At 51.4% G+C, this 18660-nt stretch carries 16 protein-coding genes; 2 read left to right on the top strand and 14 right to left on the bottom strand.

Annotated features, from left to right (window positions below; all coding sequences use genetic code 11):
• Positions 1 to 14 precede the first annotated feature (14 nt).
• Both BBEV_RS02105 and BBEV_RS02100 read right to left on the bottom strand, forming a co-directional pair.
• Positions 15 to 3326, bottom strand: coding sequence for a DEAD/DEAH box helicase (locus tag BBEV_RS02105; RefSeq protein ID WP_069366562.1), 3312 nt, complete (start codon positions 3324 to 3326; stop codon positions 15 to 17).
• Positions 3327 to 3611: 285 nt separating this feature from the next.
• On the bottom strand, positions 3612 to 4418 hold the full coding sequence (locus tag BBEV_RS02100; protein WP_069363957.1) for an SDR family NAD(P)-dependent oxidoreductase: 807 nt from the start codon (positions 4416 to 4418) through the stop codon (positions 3612 to 3614).
• 165 nt (positions 4419 to 4583) lie between these two features.
• On the opposite strand from BBEV_RS02100, the gene BBEV_RS02095 reads away from it, so the two are divergent.
• On the top strand, positions 4584 to 5357 hold the full coding sequence (locus BBEV_RS02095; RefSeq protein ID WP_069363956.1) for an SDR family NAD(P)-dependent oxidoreductase: 774 nt from the start codon (positions 4584 to 4586) through the stop codon (positions 5355 to 5357).
• A 120-nt stretch (positions 5358 to 5477) separates the two neighbouring features.
• On the opposite strand, the gene dhaQ is transcribed toward BBEV_RS02095, so the two are convergent.
• From dhaQ to dhaK, 5 genes are all read right to left on the bottom strand, one after another.
• Positions 5478 to 6458 carry a DhaKLM operon coactivator DhaQ gene (dhaQ, locus tag BBEV_RS02090; protein WP_069363955.1) on the bottom strand — a complete coding sequence of 327 codons (981 nt, stop codon included), beginning with the start codon at positions 6456 to 6458 and terminating at the stop codon, positions 5478 to 5480.
• On the bottom strand, positions 6455 to 7054 hold the full coding sequence (gene dhaS, locus BBEV_RS02085; RefSeq protein WP_069363954.1) for a dihydroxyacetone kinase transcriptional activator DhaS: 600 nt from the start codon (positions 7052 to 7054) through the stop codon (positions 6455 to 6457). Before dhaS ends, dhaQ begins: the two co-directional genes overlap by 4 nt.
• A gap of 91 nt (positions 7055 to 7145) precedes the next feature.
• Positions 7146 to 7529, bottom strand: coding sequence for a dihydroxyacetone kinase phosphoryl donor subunit DhaM (dhaM, locus tag BBEV_RS02080; protein ID WP_407690257.1), 384 nt, complete (start codon positions 7527 to 7529; stop codon positions 7146 to 7148).
• Entirely contained in the window at positions 7523 to 8110 is a 588-nt protein-coding gene (gene dhaL, locus BBEV_RS02075; RefSeq protein WP_069363952.1) for a dihydroxyacetone kinase subunit DhaL, read from the bottom strand. The genes dhaM and dhaL overlap by 7 nt, the downstream gene beginning before the upstream one ends.
• Positions 8111 to 8166: 56 nt before the next feature.
• Entirely contained in the window at positions 8167 to 9159 is a 993-nt protein-coding gene (gene dhaK, locus BBEV_RS02070) for a dihydroxyacetone kinase subunit DhaK (RefSeq protein WP_069363951.1), read from the bottom strand.
• A gap of 238 nt (positions 9160 to 9397) precedes the next feature.
• On the opposite strand from dhaK, the gene BBEV_RS02065 reads away from it, so the two are divergent.
• Positions 9398 to 10213 carry a DUF2092 domain-containing protein gene (locus BBEV_RS02065; protein WP_069363950.1) on the top strand — a complete coding sequence of 272 codons (816 nt, stop codon included), beginning with the start codon at positions 9398 to 9400 and terminating at the stop codon, positions 10211 to 10213.
• A 162-nt stretch (positions 10214 to 10375) separates the two neighbouring features.
• Here the strand turns inward: BBEV_RS02065 and BBEV_RS02060 are convergent, their stop codons facing one another.
• The 7 genes from BBEV_RS02060 to BBEV_RS02030 all read right to left on the bottom strand — a co-directional run bounded on the left by BBEV_RS02060 (position 10376) and on the right by BBEV_RS02030 (position 18644).
• Entirely contained in the window at positions 10376 to 11335 is a 960-nt protein-coding gene (locus tag BBEV_RS02060; protein WP_069363949.1) for an ABC transporter permease, read from the bottom strand.
• Positions 11328 to 12272 carry an ABC transporter ATP-binding protein gene (locus BBEV_RS02055; protein WP_069363948.1) on the bottom strand — a complete coding sequence of 315 codons (945 nt, stop codon included), beginning with the start codon at positions 12270 to 12272 and terminating at the stop codon, positions 11328 to 11330. The genes BBEV_RS02060 and BBEV_RS02055 overlap by 8 nt, the downstream gene beginning before the upstream one ends.
• A complete protein-coding gene (locus BBEV_RS02050; RefSeq protein WP_069363947.1) occupies positions 12272 to 13132 on the bottom strand; it encodes a GDSL-type esterase/lipase family protein in 861 nt (286 codons plus the stop codon). Before BBEV_RS02050 ends, BBEV_RS02055 begins: the two co-directional genes overlap by 1 nt.
• A 157-nt stretch (positions 13133 to 13289) precedes the next feature.
• The gene (locus tag BBEV_RS02045; protein ID WP_069363946.1) at positions 13290 to 13904 is read right to left on the bottom strand and encodes an RraA family protein; all 615 of its coding nucleotides are present in this window, start codon (positions 13902 to 13904) and stop codon (positions 13290 to 13292) included.
• A complete protein-coding gene (locus BBEV_RS02040; RefSeq protein WP_069363945.1) occupies positions 13901 to 16633 on the bottom strand; it encodes a HAMP domain-containing sensor histidine kinase in 2733 nt (910 codons plus the stop codon). Before BBEV_RS02040 ends, BBEV_RS02045 begins: the two co-directional genes overlap by 4 nt.
• Entirely contained in the window at positions 16630 to 17022 is a 393-nt protein-coding gene (locus tag BBEV_RS02035; RefSeq protein WP_069363944.1) for a response regulator, read from the bottom strand. Before BBEV_RS02035 ends, BBEV_RS02040 begins: the two co-directional genes overlap by 4 nt.
• Complete coding sequence (locus tag BBEV_RS02030; RefSeq protein WP_069363943.1) at positions 17019 to 18644, bottom strand: diguanylate cyclase; 1626 nt, start codon at positions 18642 to 18644, stop codon at positions 17019 to 17021. The genes BBEV_RS02035 and BBEV_RS02030 overlap by 4 nt, the downstream gene beginning before the upstream one ends.
• Positions 18645 to 18660: the final 16 nt, after the last annotated feature.

The following is an 18660-nucleotide window of genomic DNA, read 5'->3' as shown; positions in this document are numbered from 1 at the left end:
AGCCACTTTCTGCTCTAAAAACTCAATAACTCCCGGATATCGTCTTCTGTCAGCGAGGAAATCGACGACTCACCAGGCTGGATCACCGTATCGATGAGTTCCTTTTTCCGCTTTTGGAGTTCGTGAATCTTCTCTTCAATCGTTCCCTGTGAAACCATCCGGATCACCTGGACGACCTTCTTCTGCCCCATCCGGTGCGCTCGCCCGGCGGCCTGTTCTTCAACCGCCGGGTTCCACCAGAGATCGTATAAGACAACCAGGTCTGCACCAGGCAGGTTCAATCCGGTTCCTCCTGCCTTCAGCGAGATCAAAAACAGTTCTTTTTCTCCCTGATTAAAACGCTCCGCCATCTCGACCCGCGCTTTTCCAGGCGTTTGGCCATCGAGATAAAACAGGTCGTAGCCGGCTTGTTCAAGCACCTCTTTCATCATCGTCAGCATCGATGAGAACTGCGAGAAGATCAGGAGTCTGCGTCCGTTCTCCACCGCATTCGCGACGAGCTCCAACAGATCATTCAGCTTCCCGGATTCCCCTTCGTAATCCTCAATGAACAAAGAAGGATGGCAACAAAGCTGCCTGAGCCGGGTCAAGCCGGCAAGAATTTTCATCCGGCTCTGCTGGAAGCCGTCCGACTGAATCGCTTGGGACGCTTCGCCCTGAATCCGTTCCAGATACGCCAGATACAAGGATTTTTGATCATCGGTTAATTCCGAATACTGAACACTTTCAATTTTATCCGGCAGCTCCGTCAGCACATCCTGCTTTAACCGGCGCAAAATAAACGGCCGGCTGATGCGGGAAATCGCCTCATCACTGAGCTGTCTGAATGCCTTTTTCCCAGGGAAGAGACCAGGCATGACCGCATCGAATACCGCCCAGAGTTCGTCGAGGGAATTCTCAACCGGGGTTCCGCTCAGGGCAAAGCGCCGGTTTGCCGGAATCGTCTTCACGGTTTTTGCAATTTTCGTCGCCGGATTCTTGATCGCCTGTGACTCATCGAGAATGAGCGTTGTGTACCGGCGTTTCGTCAGTTCTGCGTCGTCCTGCCTCGCTTTCGGATAGGACGTGATCACAACATCCGCATCCACAGCTTCCCGAAACGCTGCAATCCGCTCCGCCTTCGCACCATCAATCACATGCGCTCGTAACGTCGGGGCGAATTTCTCCAGCTCGTTTTTCCAGTTATGCGTCAGTGACGCCGGCGAAATGACCAGCGCCTGTCCCGGATCGACTCCTGCCTTTTCGGCTTTTGTTTTTTCATGAAGCAGATAGGCGATCGCCTGCAAGGTCTTCCCCAGTCCCATGTCATCGGCCAGTACGCCGCCGAACCCGTATGACGAGAGCGACGTAAGCCACTGAAAACCGGTGACCTGATACTGCCTGAGATCCGCAGTCAAGCCCTCCGGCAACGGTGTATCGCCGCTTTCAGGGTGACGGATCGCTTCAAGGAGTTCTTTGAACGCACGGGAGTAGCGGGTCTTGCCTTCTTTTCGAAGGATTTCCTCCGCTTCGAGGCTCCGGTAGCCAGGCAGCTTTACCTTCCCGTCAACCATCTCATCGGGATTCAATCCAAGACCGGTGACCAGTTGTTCCACCTGGCTGAAATGATCCTGTCTCAAGGGAATGACTTCGCCGGATGACAGCCTGAAGAAGCGCTTCTTCTCAACAATCGCTCCGAGCAATGCCTGCAGCTGGTCTTTGGATACCCCCGGCATATCAAAGCCCGCCTCGAGGTAATTACCGGATTCCTGGTAGTTCAGTTCAACGACCGGTGCCGGCGCTTCTGCTGCGAGAATGTTCTTCAAAGACTCGGAGTAATACACATCCGCCTCACGGGCAAGATAAGGCAACAGTTCAAACAGGAAGCGGTATTGCTGTTCCTCCTCTATGAGGTAGAGCTCGTGCCCGTTATAATGAAAGTCCGCCTGCTCAATGACCGCCATGATCCGCTGCTCGTGTTCCGTGTCCCTGACGAGTTTGTTTGCGTCCGGTTTTACAGGCTGACGGAAAGGCACTTCGCCAAAAGGCCTGATTACCTGGTCGCCGTAGTGATAGGCCACATCGGCTGTGAGCCGGTATTCATCAGTCAAATCAAGCGTAACTTTACCGGAAAAGGGCTGGTAATTCACATGTTCCAACGCATCATCCGAGAGACTGACCGGACCGATCAATTCAAGCTTGGGCAACAGATGCGTGAAAAACGCTTCCTCATCGTCTCTTGAAAAATAGATGGCATCTGGGTCTGACTGCTTTGTTTTGAGCTTTTTCAACTGGGTGCGAATCAACTGAAAAATGGTTCTTTGACGGTCATTGATCGGATAGAGCTTTTCCTTGTCTGCAAGCAGCGGGGCTTCTTCAAGCAGCATCGCATCAGAGACCGACGCGACGTGTAACGTCAAGATGTCTTCATCACGGGTCACAGAAAACGTAAACGGCAACTCCTCCTGGATAAAACGCAGTTCCCCGATATCGCGTCCGTTGCTGTCGATTGCCATGCTGCCTTTCGAAGCAGCGATGTGCAGAAGGTCTTCGGAATAGGCCAGGGGGATGTGCAGTCGTTTTTTCAACGCATCATACATATGGGTCGCATCGTAAAATTGTTCATTCTCATAAATGATATGAAGTACATCCAAGAGCTCTTGATCTTGTTCCGTGAACTGGTGGTGCTCCGGCTCATAGCTGAAGCTTTTGGTGAAATAGAGGTCATGGCCTTTTTTCACGGCATCAAGGAATTCCCTGATGTCCTTCACTCTGAAAAGCCTGTCCTCGCCGACTTTCAATTCCACGGCCAAACTGAAAAAGATGCCATCCGGATTGGGCATAAAGAGGACGGCCGATTCCACGTCGAGTGTCGTTTTTTCTTCCCCGAAGGGCACCCCGGTAAAAGAGGGTGCAGGATGAATCATGCCGGCGAATTCCTCCACCAGCCGCTGTCCGGCATCGGTATTCTTTTTGGGCACGTTCGAAGCGGTCGACGCCTCGTCCCACCGGTCTTCGGTAAACATCGTGCGAAACAGGCTTGTGATATGGTCCTCCACCGGCCGGTCCTGCTTTGAGCGATTGGCGAGTTCAATCAGCACCGCCGTAATATGCTTACATTCCCCGTACGTTTCAAATGCCGGACACGTGCAGTCGTCACTGATCGCCTTGACATCCGGGAAACTGATGGTGATTTTATAGGGGCGCGAGCCATAGACTTTCGCTGTGACCCGCTGTTTTTTCTCATTCCAGTGCAGCTCTTTCACATGGCCTTCTCTGGCATAGAGTAAACCCCGGTCAAAGAACTTTTTGGAGTACGCTTTTTTGATTTCATCCATTGTCAACATGCTGGCATTCACCCGTTTCATCCGTTAAAAAGTCATACTCCATCATACCATATTTTGAGGCCTGTACGGTTTTGGCGATCGAAAAAAGCCGGAATCGATCATTCCGGCTTCTCTGTCATTTTACAATAAAAAAGTAATCCCAAAGGCAAGACCAAAGGGTTAGCGGATTTGGGTGTTTTTAGCACACCACTGTGTCAACTCCACTAGCGGTTAATCGTCATCTTGAAAGTCGATACCCGGAACCCCCCACTTCAAATTTCGTTCGAAATGATGTGGCGGGACTATTCATCCGTGCATCACGGCTCCACCTGAAATTTTCATAGACTCCCCGATGATGTTTCCCGCGGCCGGGCTCATGAGGTAGAGAATGCTGTTCGCCACTTCATCCGGCTGCGTGATGCGCTTGGAGGGTAATGAATCCATCGTCGTCTTGTACTCTTCTTCATACGTCCTCCCCTTACGTTCAGCTTTCCTTTGAATGATCGACCTGGCCATGTCCGTTTCCACAAATCCAGGGCAGACCGCATTGACACGAATCCCGTGTTCAATCGCTTCATAAGCAAAAGACTGCGTGAAGCCGATCAAAGCAAATTTCGAACCGCAGTATGCCGTTGCGCCGTACGTTCCCCTTAGACCTGAAAGGGAGGCCACATTGACGATCGTCTCACCGGAATTCGCCTTCGTCATCCGGTGATAAACCTCCTGGGTGAACAGCACCGTTGATGTGAAGTTCAGTTCCATGACGTCTCGCAGGTCTTCTTCGGTGAGGTCCTCCATCACCGCGCCTTTGGCAATGCCCGCATTATTCACCAGGTGATGCAGCGGTCCGTGGGCTTCCATCGCCTCATCGAGCATACGTGAACGGTCCTCCTTCACGGTCAGATCTCCCCGGACCGCTTGTACAGATGCCTTGCTTCCTCCGTGTGCCCGGACCGTTTCAGTCACTGCCTTGAGTTTGTCAGGATTCCGTCCTGTGAGGGTTACTTTCATTCCATGTTCTGCTGCGGCAACTGCCACAGCTTCACCAATACCGCCTGTTGCTCCGGTAATCAGCACATGTTTCGTTTCGAATGCCTCTTTTGCAAAAATCATGGCGCCCGCCTCCTTGTCGATTATCATTCACAACTGAACCTGTTCCCGGATTTGAACCGAAAGAAACAAACCTCATCATGTAAGCGTTTACAAAATGAGAGGGACGGGAATGAGATTTACAGGGATTTTATTACTTTTATAGATTCCAAAGGGGAGGAATTCAGTATGACAAAACGTCTGGAAGGGAAAGTTGCCGTCATCACCGGGGGAACAGGTGGCATTGGCAAAGAGACCGCGCTGCTATTTCTTGAACACGGTGCGAAGGTTTCGTTAGTCGACATCGACGAAGAAGCCTTGAATGAAGCCAAACAGGCGCTCAGTGGACATGGTGATGTATTGACCGTAAAAGCCGATGTGCGTCACGAAGACGAGGTCAAAGCCTTTGTGGATCAGACCGTGGAGCGTTTTGGCACCATCGACATCTTTTTTAACAATGCCGGTACAGAAGGAAAAGTCAAGCCGCTGACAGAACAGACCGAAGAGGAGTATGATCTCGTCATGGACGTCAACGTCAAAGGCGTCTTTCTCGGGATGAAGCACGTTCTCCCTGTGATGCAAAAACAGCAGAGCGGGAGCATCATCAACAACTCCTCTGTTGCCGGATTTATCGGTGCTGCGGGGGTATTGCCGTATGTGACCAGTAAGCACGCCGTCATTGGTGCAACGAAAACAGCCGCGCTTGAAGCTGCCGATTACAAGGTCCGCGTCAATTCCATCCACCCGTCTCCGGTGGATAACCGGATGATGCGTTCGCTCGAGGAAGGCTTTTCGCCTGGTCATGGGGAAGAGGTAAAGAAGGCCCAGGAAGAAGGCATCCCGATGAAACGCTACGCCATCAATCGTGACATTGCCGACCTCGTCCTCTTCCTGGCTTCCGACGAGTCGAGGTTTATCACCGGTTCTCAGTACCGGATTGACGGTGGCCTTTCCGCGAAATAACAGCTTTGAATAAAGAAAACTTGGCTTATCGCCATAGTGATGGCGAAAGCCTTCGTTACACTTCTACTTTCCTATGAAACATGACGAAAGCATGCCGTAATATGCGGCATGCTTTTTCAATCAGCAGGATGCAATACCTAGCAGGCGGAGCCACTCGTGATCTTCCACTTTCATCATCGTCAGGGAAATCCCCCTCATATTCAAAGACGTCAGCCAGTTGCCTGTCCCGGCCCAACTGACCTCCAGACCTTCGAGCTGCAGAAGCTGGCGGACGTCGTTTGTGAAGATATACTGTTCCATCAGCGTCGTGCCCCCGAGGCCGTTTACCAATACCACATACCGGTCTCTTTTTTTCCAGCGGTACCGACTCTTCAGCTTGTTCACCAGTTCGACGGCGATCCGCTCTGAGTCCTGCATCGGTGCTTTTCGGTACCCCGCTTCCCCGTGTATGCCCACCCCGAAATAGACCTCTTCGTCGTGAAGCTCAAACAAAGGAGCGTCCTGTCCCGGAACCGACGCCGGGGTCAGCGCCACGCCCAACGTCGACATCGACTGAATCAGGCGTTCGCCTAAGGCTTTCAGTTCCTTCAGCGATTGGCCTTCAGAAGCAGCCTTCCCGAGGATCCGGTGAACCAGCACGGTCCCCGCCACACCTCGTCTTCTCCGTTCAAAGCTGTCATCGTTGGCAACCGACACGTCATCATCAACAATTACATGTGTGACGGCGATCCCCTCGGTTTTTGCCTGGATCACTGCCGGTAGAAAGGCATCCAGGTCCGCGGTAAAATTTTTGACAATCACCAGAATCCCCTGCCCCCGGTCCACATGGCGGATCGTCTCAAGCACCTGCGTCTTCGACGGCGGAACGAAGACCGGTCCGTGCACCGCTGCAGTCAACAGGTTCTCATTGACATAACCGAAGTGTCCCGGTTCATGGCCGCTGCCTCCGCCACTGATCAGCGCGACGTGATCCTTTGATATGGTCCGGCGGACAATCGCCTGCTGCTCTATAAGCAGTTCCACCGTCGCCTCATTGGCAATGGCAAACCCCTGCAGCATCTCACGCACCGCCTGTGCCGGATCGTTTATCAGATGTTTCATGTACTCTCACCTCTATCACCCGACATGGTTTCCCCGCTCTTTTGACTCAGCTGCGTCCGCAATCCAATATGTACCACATCATTCAATTCTTTTGCGATCACCACCGGATCCTCGCGGCATCCTCCAATAAGCCAGTTCTCCACAACACCGGTGAAGCCGCGGCTGTAAAACCGGACCAGTAAATCCACCTGGTCGTTCTCCATGCGAAAGCCATCCTGTTTGGCCCACTCACTGATCAGAGTGCGGTACAGGGCCTCCATGTGACTGGTCAATGCCTGAAAAAAACCGTTCTGTTCATGAACCTGGATCGCTTTCTCATAAAACGTCCGGTTGTCATACACGTAATGGAGCAGGTGATCAAAAATCCGCTCCGGATCATCATACTGAAAAAAATCGATGCTGTTCTCCCGGGTCTCGTCTTCGTAAATCCACGTTAACAGCTCATACTTATCCTGAAAATGATAGTAAAACGTCTGACGCCTGAGATCCGCGCATGCCATAATATCACGGACAGAAATTTTTGCGAATGCTTTTTGTTCCATCAAATCCTTCAGTGAGCGGGCAATGATCTTCTTCGTGATCAGGGAATGGGTCATCAGCCATCTTCTCCTTCAGTTAACCGTCTATCCGGCCGGTGGATCAAAAGGCCCGAAGCGGGGCGCCATGCCCCACTCGGACCGCCAGCGGTTATTTCCGTTTCACCATCAGCGATTCCAATTGTTCACGGATTGCCTCAAAGGATGCACCGCCCTGGGCAAGTGCAGCCGCCGTATAGGCCCCTTCAACCAGCGCCGCATCCATCAGATGAACCGGTTTTTCCGCCATTTCCATCACCATCTCCAAAGTCATCTTCGCGCTGCCCAGATCGTAAAAGGCAAACACTTCAACGGCACTGTTGGCAGTAAGTGCTGCTTCGATCTTCTCAAAGCTTGCCCCGAGCTCCCCGTCATCATTCCCGCCGGTAAAGGTGATCGGCACGTCCGGTGCCGACCCCTTTAACAGCTCTGCCACCCCTTCAGCCAAAGAGGCTGAGTGCGAGGCGATAAAGACCCCATAAGATTTTGTCATGATAACGCTCCTCCCTCAAGAAGCGCTTTGAAAAACAAGCCGCTGGAAGCCGATCCCGGGTCCAGATGGCCGATCGAACGCTCACCCAGATAAGATGCGCGTCCTTTCGTCGCTTTCATCGGCTTCGTTTTTTCCACATACGCGTCCACGTGTTCCGCGTTGAGACCGCCGGCTTTGACCGATTCGATCACCGGAACCCAGACGTCTACCATCGTCTTCTCTCCCGCCGTTGCCTTCCCCCGCTTTTGAATGCCTGCAAGGCCCGCCTCCAGGGCGCCGGTGATGTCATCCGGATTCGCCTGGACGGCTTTACTCATTTCCATGAATGCCGTTCCGTACAATGGGCCCGATGCACCGCCGGTTTTGCCGATCATTGCCATCGCCGCAGCCTTGAACACATCCCCCGGATCCTTGTAGGTACCTGCGTCAAGCTTTGCCGTGACCTCGGTCAGCCCCCGGGCCATATTCGTCCCGTGATCACCATCGCCGATCGGCGTATCCAGATCCGACAGCCACGCCTTATCCGTTTGCACCTTCGTGGCAAAATTCCGGAACAGTTCAATCGTATTCTCCACTGTAAACATTGATCAGCCCTCCATCTGAAGCTTAGTCTGGCGCTCTCTTTTTCCATCAGCCGTGATTACGCCCAGTCCGTTGTCTCCACCGGCATATGCCAATAGTCGAGCCACTTCTCGTCTGCCACTTTCACCAGTGTCAGCGACACCCCTGCCATGTCGAGCGACGTCATCAAAGAACCGACTTTTTTAAACGCGATGTCCAGTCCTTCCTGGTCCAAAAGCTTCGCCGTATCGTTCATAAAGACGAACTGTTCCATGAGCGGGGTCGCACCAAGACCGTTGACGAGGACCCCGTAGCGGTCGCCTTCTTGCCAATCAAAGGCGTCCTTCAGTTTCATGACCAGCTCTTCGGCAATTTCTTTCGATGACTTCAACGGCTCGCGGCGGTAACCCGGTTCCCCGTGAATCCCGACGCCATACTCCATCTCGTCATCTGCCAGTTCAAAGCCCGGTTTTCCGACTGCCGGAACGGTGGCCGGGAGAATCGATACCCCGATGGATTTGATACTGGCCACCAATGTTTCTCCCAGTGTCTTCAGCTCTTGAAGCCCCATCCCACTCTCGGCTGCGGCACCGAGGATTTTGTGCATGATGACGGTGCCGGCAACGCCGCGCTTTCCTGCCGTGAACGAACTGTCCTCCACAGCGATATCGTCATCGACCACAATATGCGCCACGTCAATGCCGTCAGCTTCCGCAAGTTCCGCGGCCATTTCAAAGTTCATCACGTCTCCGGTGTAATTCTTGATGATCAGAAGCACGCCGCCGCCCTGGTCTGCCGCTTTGATCCCTTCATACACCTGATCCGGCGTCGGTGATGTGAACACCTCCCCGCATACAGCCGATGCGAGCATTCCTTTGCCGACAAATCCGGCATGGCTCGGTTCATGACCACTTCCACCGCCGCTGACAAGGGCGACCTGGCCGTCATTTTTGTACTTCCGGGCAATGACGCTTGTGCCTGTGACCCGTTTAACCAGATGAGCATTCGCATAGGCGAACCCATCGAGCATTTCATCGAGCACATGCTCCGGACTGTTGATGATCTTCTTCATAACACTTCACGCTCCTTTTTAGGCTTTGTCAAACCGATCGTACACCTCTTATTGTAATGTGACAGCGCTTACTTGAGAACGGACAGATCAGTCCATCTGTCAAAATAACGATGTATGTATGACAAGTTCACTTTACCTATGGAAGTCCTTCGACTTTTTACCTGATTTTCAGCTGTACTGTTTAGCTGCCTTCATGCTGGGAATGTGAATACCAATGACTGGTTAAAGGAGGATGAGCATGCGTGCCATAAAATCCGCAGCACTCTCATTCACAGGTGCCGCCTTACTGCTCTTTGCCTGTAATGACGCAGATAACAACCACATTACGGATACGGACAATAACAATGGCGATAGCGGCCCTGACAATGAAAACAACTACGAAGAAAACGATCAGCAAGAAATCGAACCTGAAGAAAATGTGACCAGCGTGATCGACAGTGCCCTCGAAGCAGAGGAAGAACGCGAAGGTCTTTATGTCCATCAACAAACGAAATCCCGCTCAGGTGAAGAAGAAGTGCAGGAAGTGATCACTGAAGAAGAAATCTGGCTTTTTCCAAGAGAAGATGACGACAGCGTATTTGAACACCGAATCATGAAACATGAAGGACCTTCTCCAACAGAATATATCATCAACGACGGGGAAGGCACCCTGCATTATACCGAAGGAGAAAGCGAAGCGCACCTCATCGAGGAACAACGCATGGACGGCTACGCAGCAGACCTTTCCGGAGAGGAACCGATGATTCTCGAGTACCTCGATACCCACAGATCCTCTTATGAAGGAACGGAAGACATCAACGGGTACACTGCTCACCACATCAGCTTCCGAAACGGTGACGAAGAAGTGGAATACTGGTTTGAACAAGACAGCTATTTCCTCCTTCGCCACATCTCTTCCTTGGACGAACAGGAAACCGAAGTGGCGGTTCTCGATTATGAACTTGACCCTGAGTTTGATGAAGCCCTGATCCGCTTTTATAACGTCATAAACGACGATACAGAAATCATCGAAACCGACCGGGAGACCTTTATGAAAGAACAGATGAATGACTGACCTGCAAGGTCAACATCAACACGCAATCAGGTGATCAGGAGTGATTTGATTTTTCCGCCTATCTCTATGTTTCGTTCCGTCGTCCGATCAGTTCACCTTCAAAAAAACGCTTACGGGAAAGGTTTTTCGTATCGCGTGATCGGGCGACTCCGTTACATGTTATCAATACATATCCTTCCGGTTGAAATAAACGAATGCAATCGCCGTTGCAACCGCTCCCCAGATAAGCAGAACCCCGATTGAAAACAGCATGGTCATCCCTTCTACCGGCGGCGCGTTACCGCTTAAGTAAGACGTGAGCCTGAGGTTTACCATAAACAGGTACTTGGCGTTTTCCCAAGAGGCGATGAAGACCGAGAGAATCGTCCCGGAGATCAGTGCCGCCAGCATGAACCCCATCACTGCAGCTGTACTTTTCAGTAACACAGACAAAAGAAAAGTCAGTGATCCGACAACGAGGGCTGCAAACCATGTGAGCCCGGTTGCCATGAGGATGTATTGCCACTGGGGGATCACTTCCACAGCGCCTGGACTGAACCGGGTGATGATCGGGTAATCCCAGCCGCCAAAACCGAACATGATGCCTGCGATCACGACCGAGGCCAGACTGATGAACAGCACGATCAGAGATACCGCGAGTCCCATGGTCAGCCATTTGCTGAGGAGCACCCGCCAGCGTTCCACCGGTCTTGTCAGGAGCATCTTGAAGGTCCCGGCACTTCGTTCCGAAGATACAAGGTCTGCTGTGACCACAACAATCAGAAGCGGAATGAACAGATCGCCGGAGTTATCGATAAACATCCGCAGAAACATCGGGGCACCGGATTCATTCGGATTGATGCCTTCTTCAAGGTATACCCGCTGCTGTTCGATCTGACGGGCGAAGCTTTGCTGAAACTCTTCAGGCATTTGCATTTGATCCATGCGGGATTCCAAGGAATCGATTTCCGACTCCAGCTGCTCCTCCCAGGCCATGTCGCCGAATCGCTCTTCTGCCGTTCGTTCCTGCAGCAGCTGGGCATAGGCGAACATCCCGACGAAGATCACGATGATGAGGCCAACGACGTACATCCGTTTTTTCCGAACAAGTTTGATCCATTCGTTATACACCAGATCAGTCAATGGATTCACCCCCGGTTAATTCCAGGAAGAGATCCTCGAGTGCCGGCAGCTGCCGCTCCATCCGGTGTACTCGGACACCCGCTTTCACGAGGGCATCGTTGACCGAGGCCAGATCGGTTCCGTCGTCCACCGCGGCAACCTGACCTGCCGGCAGATCAGTTGTTTTCGGGTCAATCAGTGGCATAAACCCTTGAATCATTTGCTTTCCCTGCTCGTACGGAGTGACTTCCCATATGATACGTCCCTGTTCCGCCAACAAATGCGCCACGGAATCCACGGCCAGCACCTCCCCTTTGGAAATGATGGCCACCCGGTCGCACATCTGCTGAATTTCACTGAGCAAGTGAGACGACACCAGTACACTGAGGCCCTCTTCTTCTGCGAGCCTGCGGATGAATTCCCGCATTTCCCGGATCCCTTTCGGATCAAGGCCATTCGCCGGTTCATCGAGGATCAGCACCTTCGGCCGGTTCAAGAGGGCCTGGGCAATGCCAAGACGCTGACGCATGCCCAAGGAATACGTCCCCACTGGGTCGTGAATCCGGTTCGTCATGCCGACGAGTGTCACCACATCATGCATCCGCTCTTCTGTGATGCCTTTGACCATACGCTGAAACTGCTTGAGGTTCTCCCAGCCGCTCAGGTACTCATACATTTCCGGATTCTCCACGATCGATCCGATATTTCGCATCGCTTTGACAAACTGTTTTTGCACATTATAGCCGCTGATGGCGACTGTCCCTTTCGTCGGCCGGATCAGTCCGACGATCATCCGGATGGTGGTCGTTTTCCCGGAACCGTTCGGCCCGAGAAAGCCAAAGACTTCACCCGGATAGAGGTCAAACGAGATGTTTTTGATAATCGGTGTCTTGCCGATGGTCTTCGACAAATTGCTGACTGTTAATGTGGGTGCGCCCTTTGCGTCCTTTGCTTCCATCAGTCCTCACTTCCTTCCGGCCAGCGCAGACTGGTTAAAAGCCGCTCTGCCATACGTTCATAGCCTGCGTCATTCGGGTGGAAAAAGTCCCGGAATAACAGGTCGGACACGTCCCGTTCAAACACATCTGCAACCGGTACAAAAATCACCTGCTCATAGTCTGCGGCCAGTTCCGACGTGGCATTGTTCCACTCCCGGACAAACCGGTTCGTTTCGTTGGTGAAATCAAACTCCTTAAACGGGTTGTAGATACCCATATGAAAGATATCCGCATCCGGATTCAATCTCGTCAAGACAGCATACAGATCATCCAGATCATCGATGAATTCTTCCTTTGCGGCTTCCGTGAACTGATCGAGATCCTGTGAAAAGAAACCCTGCCCGCTTTGAAACAGATCATTTCCGCCAACGGTCATGACGATCATGTCCGCTTCCTGCACATGGCCGTTCAATCCCGCATCGTTCAGATCATTGGTCACGTCATTTGTCCGGTGACCATTGACTGCGCCGTTCACAATCGTCAAATCCAGCGGCGCCTCTTCCGGATAAGAGGCCTCCACATAAGGCAAATACCCTTCGCCATCTCCTGAGCCCATGCCTCTTGTCAGGGAATCCCCCAGTGCCACAAGCCGGTACGCATCACCATCCACTGAATCCGGCACATCCATCGCAACGCCGTCGAGCGGCATCAGAGGCAGCCGGACCACCTCCCGCATCGGCGCTTCCTGTCCGGGGATTTCTTCCGCCGGTTCCTCTGCCAGCCATGCCTGATCCACCAGTGCATAGCCGAAGCCGCCGGCGAAGACCACGACCGCCAACAATGACACGATCAAAATTCCGTCTATCCACACTCTCCGCATCGTGATTCACTCCTGCCTTCAGCTTACTTTGTATGAAAATCATACCAAAGAAACCGGCCCTTATGGTAAGGAAAAGCATCGGACAATCTTGGACTTCTCTTCGAATACCAAAAGTCCCCCGCCAGGCATCATCCTTCCGGCAGGGGACAGTCATCAATTATTGTAACACGTCATCCAAATACGTCCGTGCGCTTGCAACGTTTTGCAAGACCTTCTTCTCCCGTGCTTCATCTGCTTCGAGCTTCTTCTGTGCCGCGATCAGCACCTGTTCTTCTTCGCCTGCAGGAATCACGGCCACACCGTCAAGATCTCCGATGATCCAGTCTCCTGGTTTTACGACTGCACCTCCGCAGGAAACCGGTACACCCGTTTCACCGGTCCCGTGCCGGCCACTGGCGGCTTGCGTGGTGCCCAGACAGAACACCGGGAAATCCAGATCACGAATACCGGCCAGGTCACGCACGGCCCCGTCAATCACCATACCTGAAAGCCCCAGCGTCTTCGCAAGTCCCACCACGAAATCACCGCACGCCGCGTTCTCACGCCATCCTCTCGCGTCAACGACGAGCACATCGCCTGTCTTCGCCTCGGAAATCCCGCGGAGCACCAGCTTGTTATCCGCCGCGCGGACTTTAACGGTATGGGCACGCCCGAATAACCGCAGCTCTTCTTTTACCGGCTGAATGGCCGGGTTCATATTGGTCTGCCCCTTCAAGGCGTCGGATACCGCAGTCACCGGCAGCTTGCTCAATTGCTCTTCCATTTGTCTCATCTCATCAACTCCATGTAGTCCGTTTTAGTGATCGGTTGCGCCACATCACAATCTTCTGTTTCGCCCACCAGAAATACCCGAACGCCCTGTGAAGAAGCCAACTCCGTTACTTCCGCAATACAATCATTCCGTTCGTGATCTCGCTTTTGCACGAAAATCACTTCCAGATCTTCCATGACCTCCAGAAAATCCTCAGGCGAGGCAATGTGATCCATCATCAGCAGCTGATGATCGAGTTCAAGCAACTGACCGGTCAATCCCGGCAACTCGCTCAATGAATACAGGCACAGCATGACGCGCTTCTTTGACGGAAACTGTCGATCCGGTTTCCGGTTGGGTACTGTCAATGTAAACGTCGATCCGCTCCCGGCTTTTGAGTCAACGAGAATATCGCCGCCATGGATGTTCATGATCTCTTTTGACAGGGCAAGCCCCAGTCCGGTTCCCTTGATATGCTGCGTTTTGCCGTTTGTAATGCGCCCGAACTTCCTGAACAGCTTTTCCTGATCGGATGTTGCTATCCCGATCCCGTTATCCTTCACGGACAGATAAAGCCACGCCCTGTCTGTGCTTTCACTCAACCGGACTGTAATCTGTCCACCATCCGGCGAAAATTTCTTCGCATTGCTCAACAGATTGACGATCACCTGCTGGATCGCCCGATGATCTGCCTCAATAACCGAAGAATGCGTATCGATCAAAAGCCTCAACGAATGCCTCTTGCCAAATGAAAAAGCAGCGATACTATTTTCGAGAATGCTCCTGATGTCCCGCTCCTCCATATGGTATTTCTGTGATTGGTTTTCGATTTCCTGCAAATCAAGAAAATGATTGACCAGTTCGGATAAACGTTCAGACTCGGAAAAAATCACTTGCAGATACGTCCGCTGTTTTTCAGGGGAGAGATCTGCATGAAGCATTCGTTCCGTGAAGCCCATGATACTTGAGAGCGGCGTTCGCAGTTCGTGATTCACCGTACTGACAAGCTCGGATTTCATCCGGTTCACTTCCGCTTCTTTCGTGATATCCCGGTACACGAAAATCGTCCCGGTAAACTGTTCATCCCGCCACACCTTCGTCGCATAAACGGTCATGACCCGTTCATAGCCTTCATACGCCACTTCAAATGTGTATTTTTTGATATCTTCCTCCACCTGCGTTGCCGACTGCTCAATAAAAGCGGCGAATGATTCAGGATCTTTCAAATGTGTCGTGAAGAAAGGCAGCCAGGTAAACCCTTCACGCTCTGTGGAAGAATAGCCTGCTTGACCTTTTTGACATCCGACGAGAATGCATGAGAACTTGTTATATTGCAATAAAGACCCGTCAGGACCAATGAGTTGAATGCCTTCATTGATGTTTTCAATGATTGCCTGATTCACCTCTTTCGCTTCTTTGATCATTTCTGCAGAGTAGGCCATTTCCAACGCAACTTCAATCCGCTTGATAATGCCCGTCATTTCTTCCAATTCTTCTTGATGAAATGGTGTCCCCGCTCGAACCGCCGTAAAATAGCCGACGGTCTCACGTTGCATATTCCGGACCGGAATCGTCAATTCAAAGGCAGATACGCTGTCCTCCATCAATCCAAGTTCATAGGCAGATGCCGGCCGCTCGATCATCCGGTAGGCATCCATTCCAAGGGTATTCAACATGACCTGCATCCGCTCATCGATCTGATCGGCCTGGTCTTTTTGAAGGCCTGTCGCATGAAGGATATCTGTATTCAAAATACTGAAAGCCGATTTATCAAAACGAAACCGTTCATTCAAATAACGAAAGCCGGCCCACGCATGTTCATTTCGTTTCTCACTTAAAGATAAAATCTGATTCAGTTTATTGAGGTTCGTGATTCTCTTGTTCGTTTCTTCCGTCAACTCCAGGTATTCTTCCAATGAATCCTGCTGCGCTCTCAGTTCTTCATTTTGAGAAAGCAACTCGATTTCTGATTTGTAGATTTGTTCGGACATTTCTTCAAACGCCGAAGCCAATCCACCGATCTCATCTTTTCTCGCGGCATAGTGCGTCGAAACGACTTCTCCGGCAGATAAACCGGCCACTTGATTTCTTAAATCAACCAGCGGGTTGATGATATAGCGAAGTCCCCGGTTTCCGATGATCAAAAACAACAGCAATACCACTGCAAACACCGAAACCAGAATCACCTGGTTTTGAGTGGATTGGGACAGGATGTTGTTATTCAGTGCTTCGAGTTCGCTCGCTGATTCATTCGAAAATTCCCTTGAAAAGTTCAGAAATTCGTTCACCACTTCATTCGTTCCCCCGGAAGAGAGCGTCCGCAGTCCTGCCATATCATCATCATCCACAAAGGCTTTGGCCGCTGGCCATAGTGACGACTCGTACTGATCGAAGAAATCGGCTAAGTCATGTGCAAGGTTCGCCTCATGTTCTGTTTCCGCCACTTCACTGAAGCGTTCGAGCTGATCCGGGAAAGACTCAAGATTCTCTAACAGAATCTCTTCTTCAGCCGGGTCAAGGAAGGCATAGTACCCCCTTGCCCTAAAAAGAATTTCATTGAACTGATCACTCGTCTCAGATACAACCTGGTTTTTATATTTCAAATCTTCGCGCTGGTCATTCAAATCCGTTAACGTCGACCAGCTGTAGAAACTGACTGCGATCCCTGCGATCAGCAAAATCAGCAGCATCACCCCGACAACTGTCAGATAGGTCCCCCGGATACTTCTGCCCTTGAGGAGTTTATTCATAGCATCCCCCTCAACCGCTCCACCAGTTCACTTGGCTTAAACGGCTTTGCCATAAATGCATCCACGCCCAAGTCAGAATAGCGTTTCCCTGCCTCTTCTTCATCGGGTTTGGCCGTCAGTAACAGAAACAACGGCGGTTTTTCCTGCTGCTCCTTGATTTCTTTGACAACCTCGATGCCCGTCATTTCGGGCATCATGTAATCGATAATCACAAGGTCCACAAGAGCATCATGCCCCGTCAGCCGCTCCATCGCCTGTTGACCATCCTCTGCTGTCTCCACGAGATACCCTTCGCTCTCGAGTGTGTCTTCGATTAACATCCGTAAAACCGCTTCATCATCCACCACTAATATGCGACTGGTCAATTTCTCTTCGCCTCCCGGGTTCATGTTGTAAATACGCGCTCTGAAATCCGTTCGATGCGTGCTGTTAATTCACCGATACTGAACGGTTTTGTAACATAATCATCGGCCCCTTTGTTCAATGCATGCATCACTTCATGCTCGGCTGAGCGTGCGGTGATCATGACGATTACCATCGAGTCACTCTGATAACTGGCCCGCAGTTCTTCGAGGATTTCCACACCGTCTGTATCAGGCAGATTGCCATCCAGGAGAATGAAATACAGATCCCCCTCACGATACCAGTCTCTTTGCAGAAACCCGCGCCCGGTCTGATAGTCGTATACGTGTAACGGGTACCCCGCCAAACGATCCCAACCGCTCACGTTGTCCTTGATCAAACTGCAAACGGCCGGGTCATCATCCACGATCAACAGGCGAATTTCCTTGAATTGCAAGTTTGAAAAATCCAGATCTTCGAAGAACAGCGTCCGGTTTCTGCCGCTGTTCTTTGCCTGATACAAAGCCTGGTCCGCTGATTCAATCACGCTTTTAAGGTGTGCCGGCTCCTCATGATCAAGGCGATACACCCCTGATGAGAACGTCACAGTGAACGAAACGCCGTCCGCTTTGAAAACGTGGTGTGAAAGTGCCTCCCGGACAGCGTTGATTACTCCTGCAACAACATCAGAACTGCCTGAATGGATGATCATTGCAAATTCTTCACCACCATAACGGAACACTTCACCGCAATTCTCAGCGGCTTGTTTACTCATTGCAGCGAACACTTTCAATACTTCGTCGCCCGTTGCGTGACCAAAGGTATCGTTCACTTTTTTGAAGTGATCGAGATCCATCAGGACAAACGTCCAGCCACGATCCGCCGTTCTTCTATGTCCTTCGGTCAGTTCTTTGAGGCGTTTATTCATATAGCGCCTGTTATACACCCCCGTCAGCTCATCCATGATCAGCGCCTGATTAACTTTTTGGCTGAATTGAATCCGGTTGTCGAGAATGGCCGGCATCATTTCTGTAAACAACGTTTCATCCAGGTAATCAATTACCCCTTCATAGTAAGCCGTCTGCGCTTCTTTCGGTGTGAAATCAGCTGTTGTATAAATCACCGGAATAAAGTCCCGAATAGCGCGTTCCATTAAATTTTTCCGAGGATTTTGATCTTCCGCACTGCTATGTACAGTCGCATAATCTGCAATGATTAAAGAAGGCATCATTTTATAAGACATGTCCAATGCCCGCTTCATGGAGAGCGCCATCACCACCTCTTTTCCTGATAACTCCAGAATTCCCCTCAGCCAGACGGCATCATCCGGATTCTCATGAATGACAAGAATGACAGCATTCTCTGACGCATCTTTCCAAAGCGCAGCATTTTTAAAAGGGGTCACATCCGTCACAGGATCACTCAGGACAAACGGTGCCAAATAGTCACGACGCTCTTCCTCACGCAGTACCTGATCGGATTCTTCATCCAGTATCCGCAATGACTGTTTTAAATGATCTTCCCAATCCGTTAAGCCCACGGTCGCAGCTGTTCCTTTCAGTCTGTGAAAAAACTGATACATGTCCCGTTCTGTAACACCACCGCGGCTGTTCCAATCTGAGACCTGCTGATCGATTGACTGTTGCAGCATTTCGGCATATTTATCCACTCTCGTCACCTCAATT

The organism is Salisediminibacterium beveridgei, from assembly GCF_001721685.1.
GTDB classification, from domain to species: domain Bacteria; phylum Bacillota; class Bacilli; order Bacillales; family Salisediminibacteriaceae; genus Salisediminibacterium; species Salisediminibacterium beveridgei.
The sequence above is the reverse complement of the archived record's forward strand: the minus strand, read 5'-3'. Positions and strand labels throughout refer to the sequence as shown.

Bases quoted from the DNA above. Each gene is read 5' to 3' on its own strand.
- dhaQ (WP_069363955.1), bottom strand. From the start codon at position 6,458: ATGAAACATCTGATAAACGATCCGGCACAGGCGGTGCGTGAGATGCTG.
- BBEV_RS02050 (WP_069363947.1), bottom strand. From the start codon at position 13,132: ATGCGGAGAGTGTGGATAGACGGAATTTTGATCGTGTCATTGTTGGCG.
- BBEV_RS02040 (WP_069363945.1), bottom strand. From the start codon at position 16,633: ATGAATAAACTCCTCAAGGGCAGAAGTATCCGGGGGACCTATCTGACA.
- BBEV_RS02105 (WP_069366562.1), bottom strand. From the start codon at position 3,326: ATGTTGACAATGGATGAAATCAAAAAAGCGTACTCCAAAAAGTTCTTT.
- BBEV_RS02095 (WP_069363956.1), top strand. From the start codon at position 4,584: ATGACAAAACGTCTGGAAGGGAAAGTTGCCGTCATCACCGGGGGAACA.
- dhaS (WP_069363954.1), bottom strand. From the start codon at position 7,054: ATGACCCATTCCCTGATCACGAAGAAGATCATTGCCCGCTCACTGAAG.
- dhaK (WP_069363951.1), bottom strand. From the start codon at position 9,159: ATGAAGAAGATCATCAACAGTCCGGAGCATGTGCTCGATGAAATGCTC.
- BBEV_RS02035 (WP_069363944.1), bottom strand. From the start codon at position 17,022: ATGAACCCGGGAGGCGAAGAGAAATTGACCAGTCGCATATTAGTGGTG.
- BBEV_RS02065 (WP_069363950.1), top strand. From the start codon at position 9,398: ATGCGTGCCATAAAATCCGCAGCACTCTCATTCACAGGTGCCGCCTTA.
- BBEV_RS02100 (WP_069363957.1), bottom strand. From the start codon at position 4,418: ATGATTTTTGCAAAAGAGGCATTCGAAACGAAACATGTGCTGATTACC.
- BBEV_RS02055 (WP_069363948.1), bottom strand. From the start codon at position 12,272: ATGGAAGCAAAGGACGCAAAGGGCGCACCCACATTAACAGTCAGCAAT.
- dhaL (WP_069363952.1), bottom strand. From the start codon at position 8,110: ATGTTTACAGTGGAGAATACGATTGAACTGTTCCGGAATTTTGCCACG.
- BBEV_RS02045 (WP_069363946.1), bottom strand. From the start codon at position 13,904: ATGAGACAAATGGAAGAGCAATTGAGCAAGCTGCCGGTGACTGCGGTA.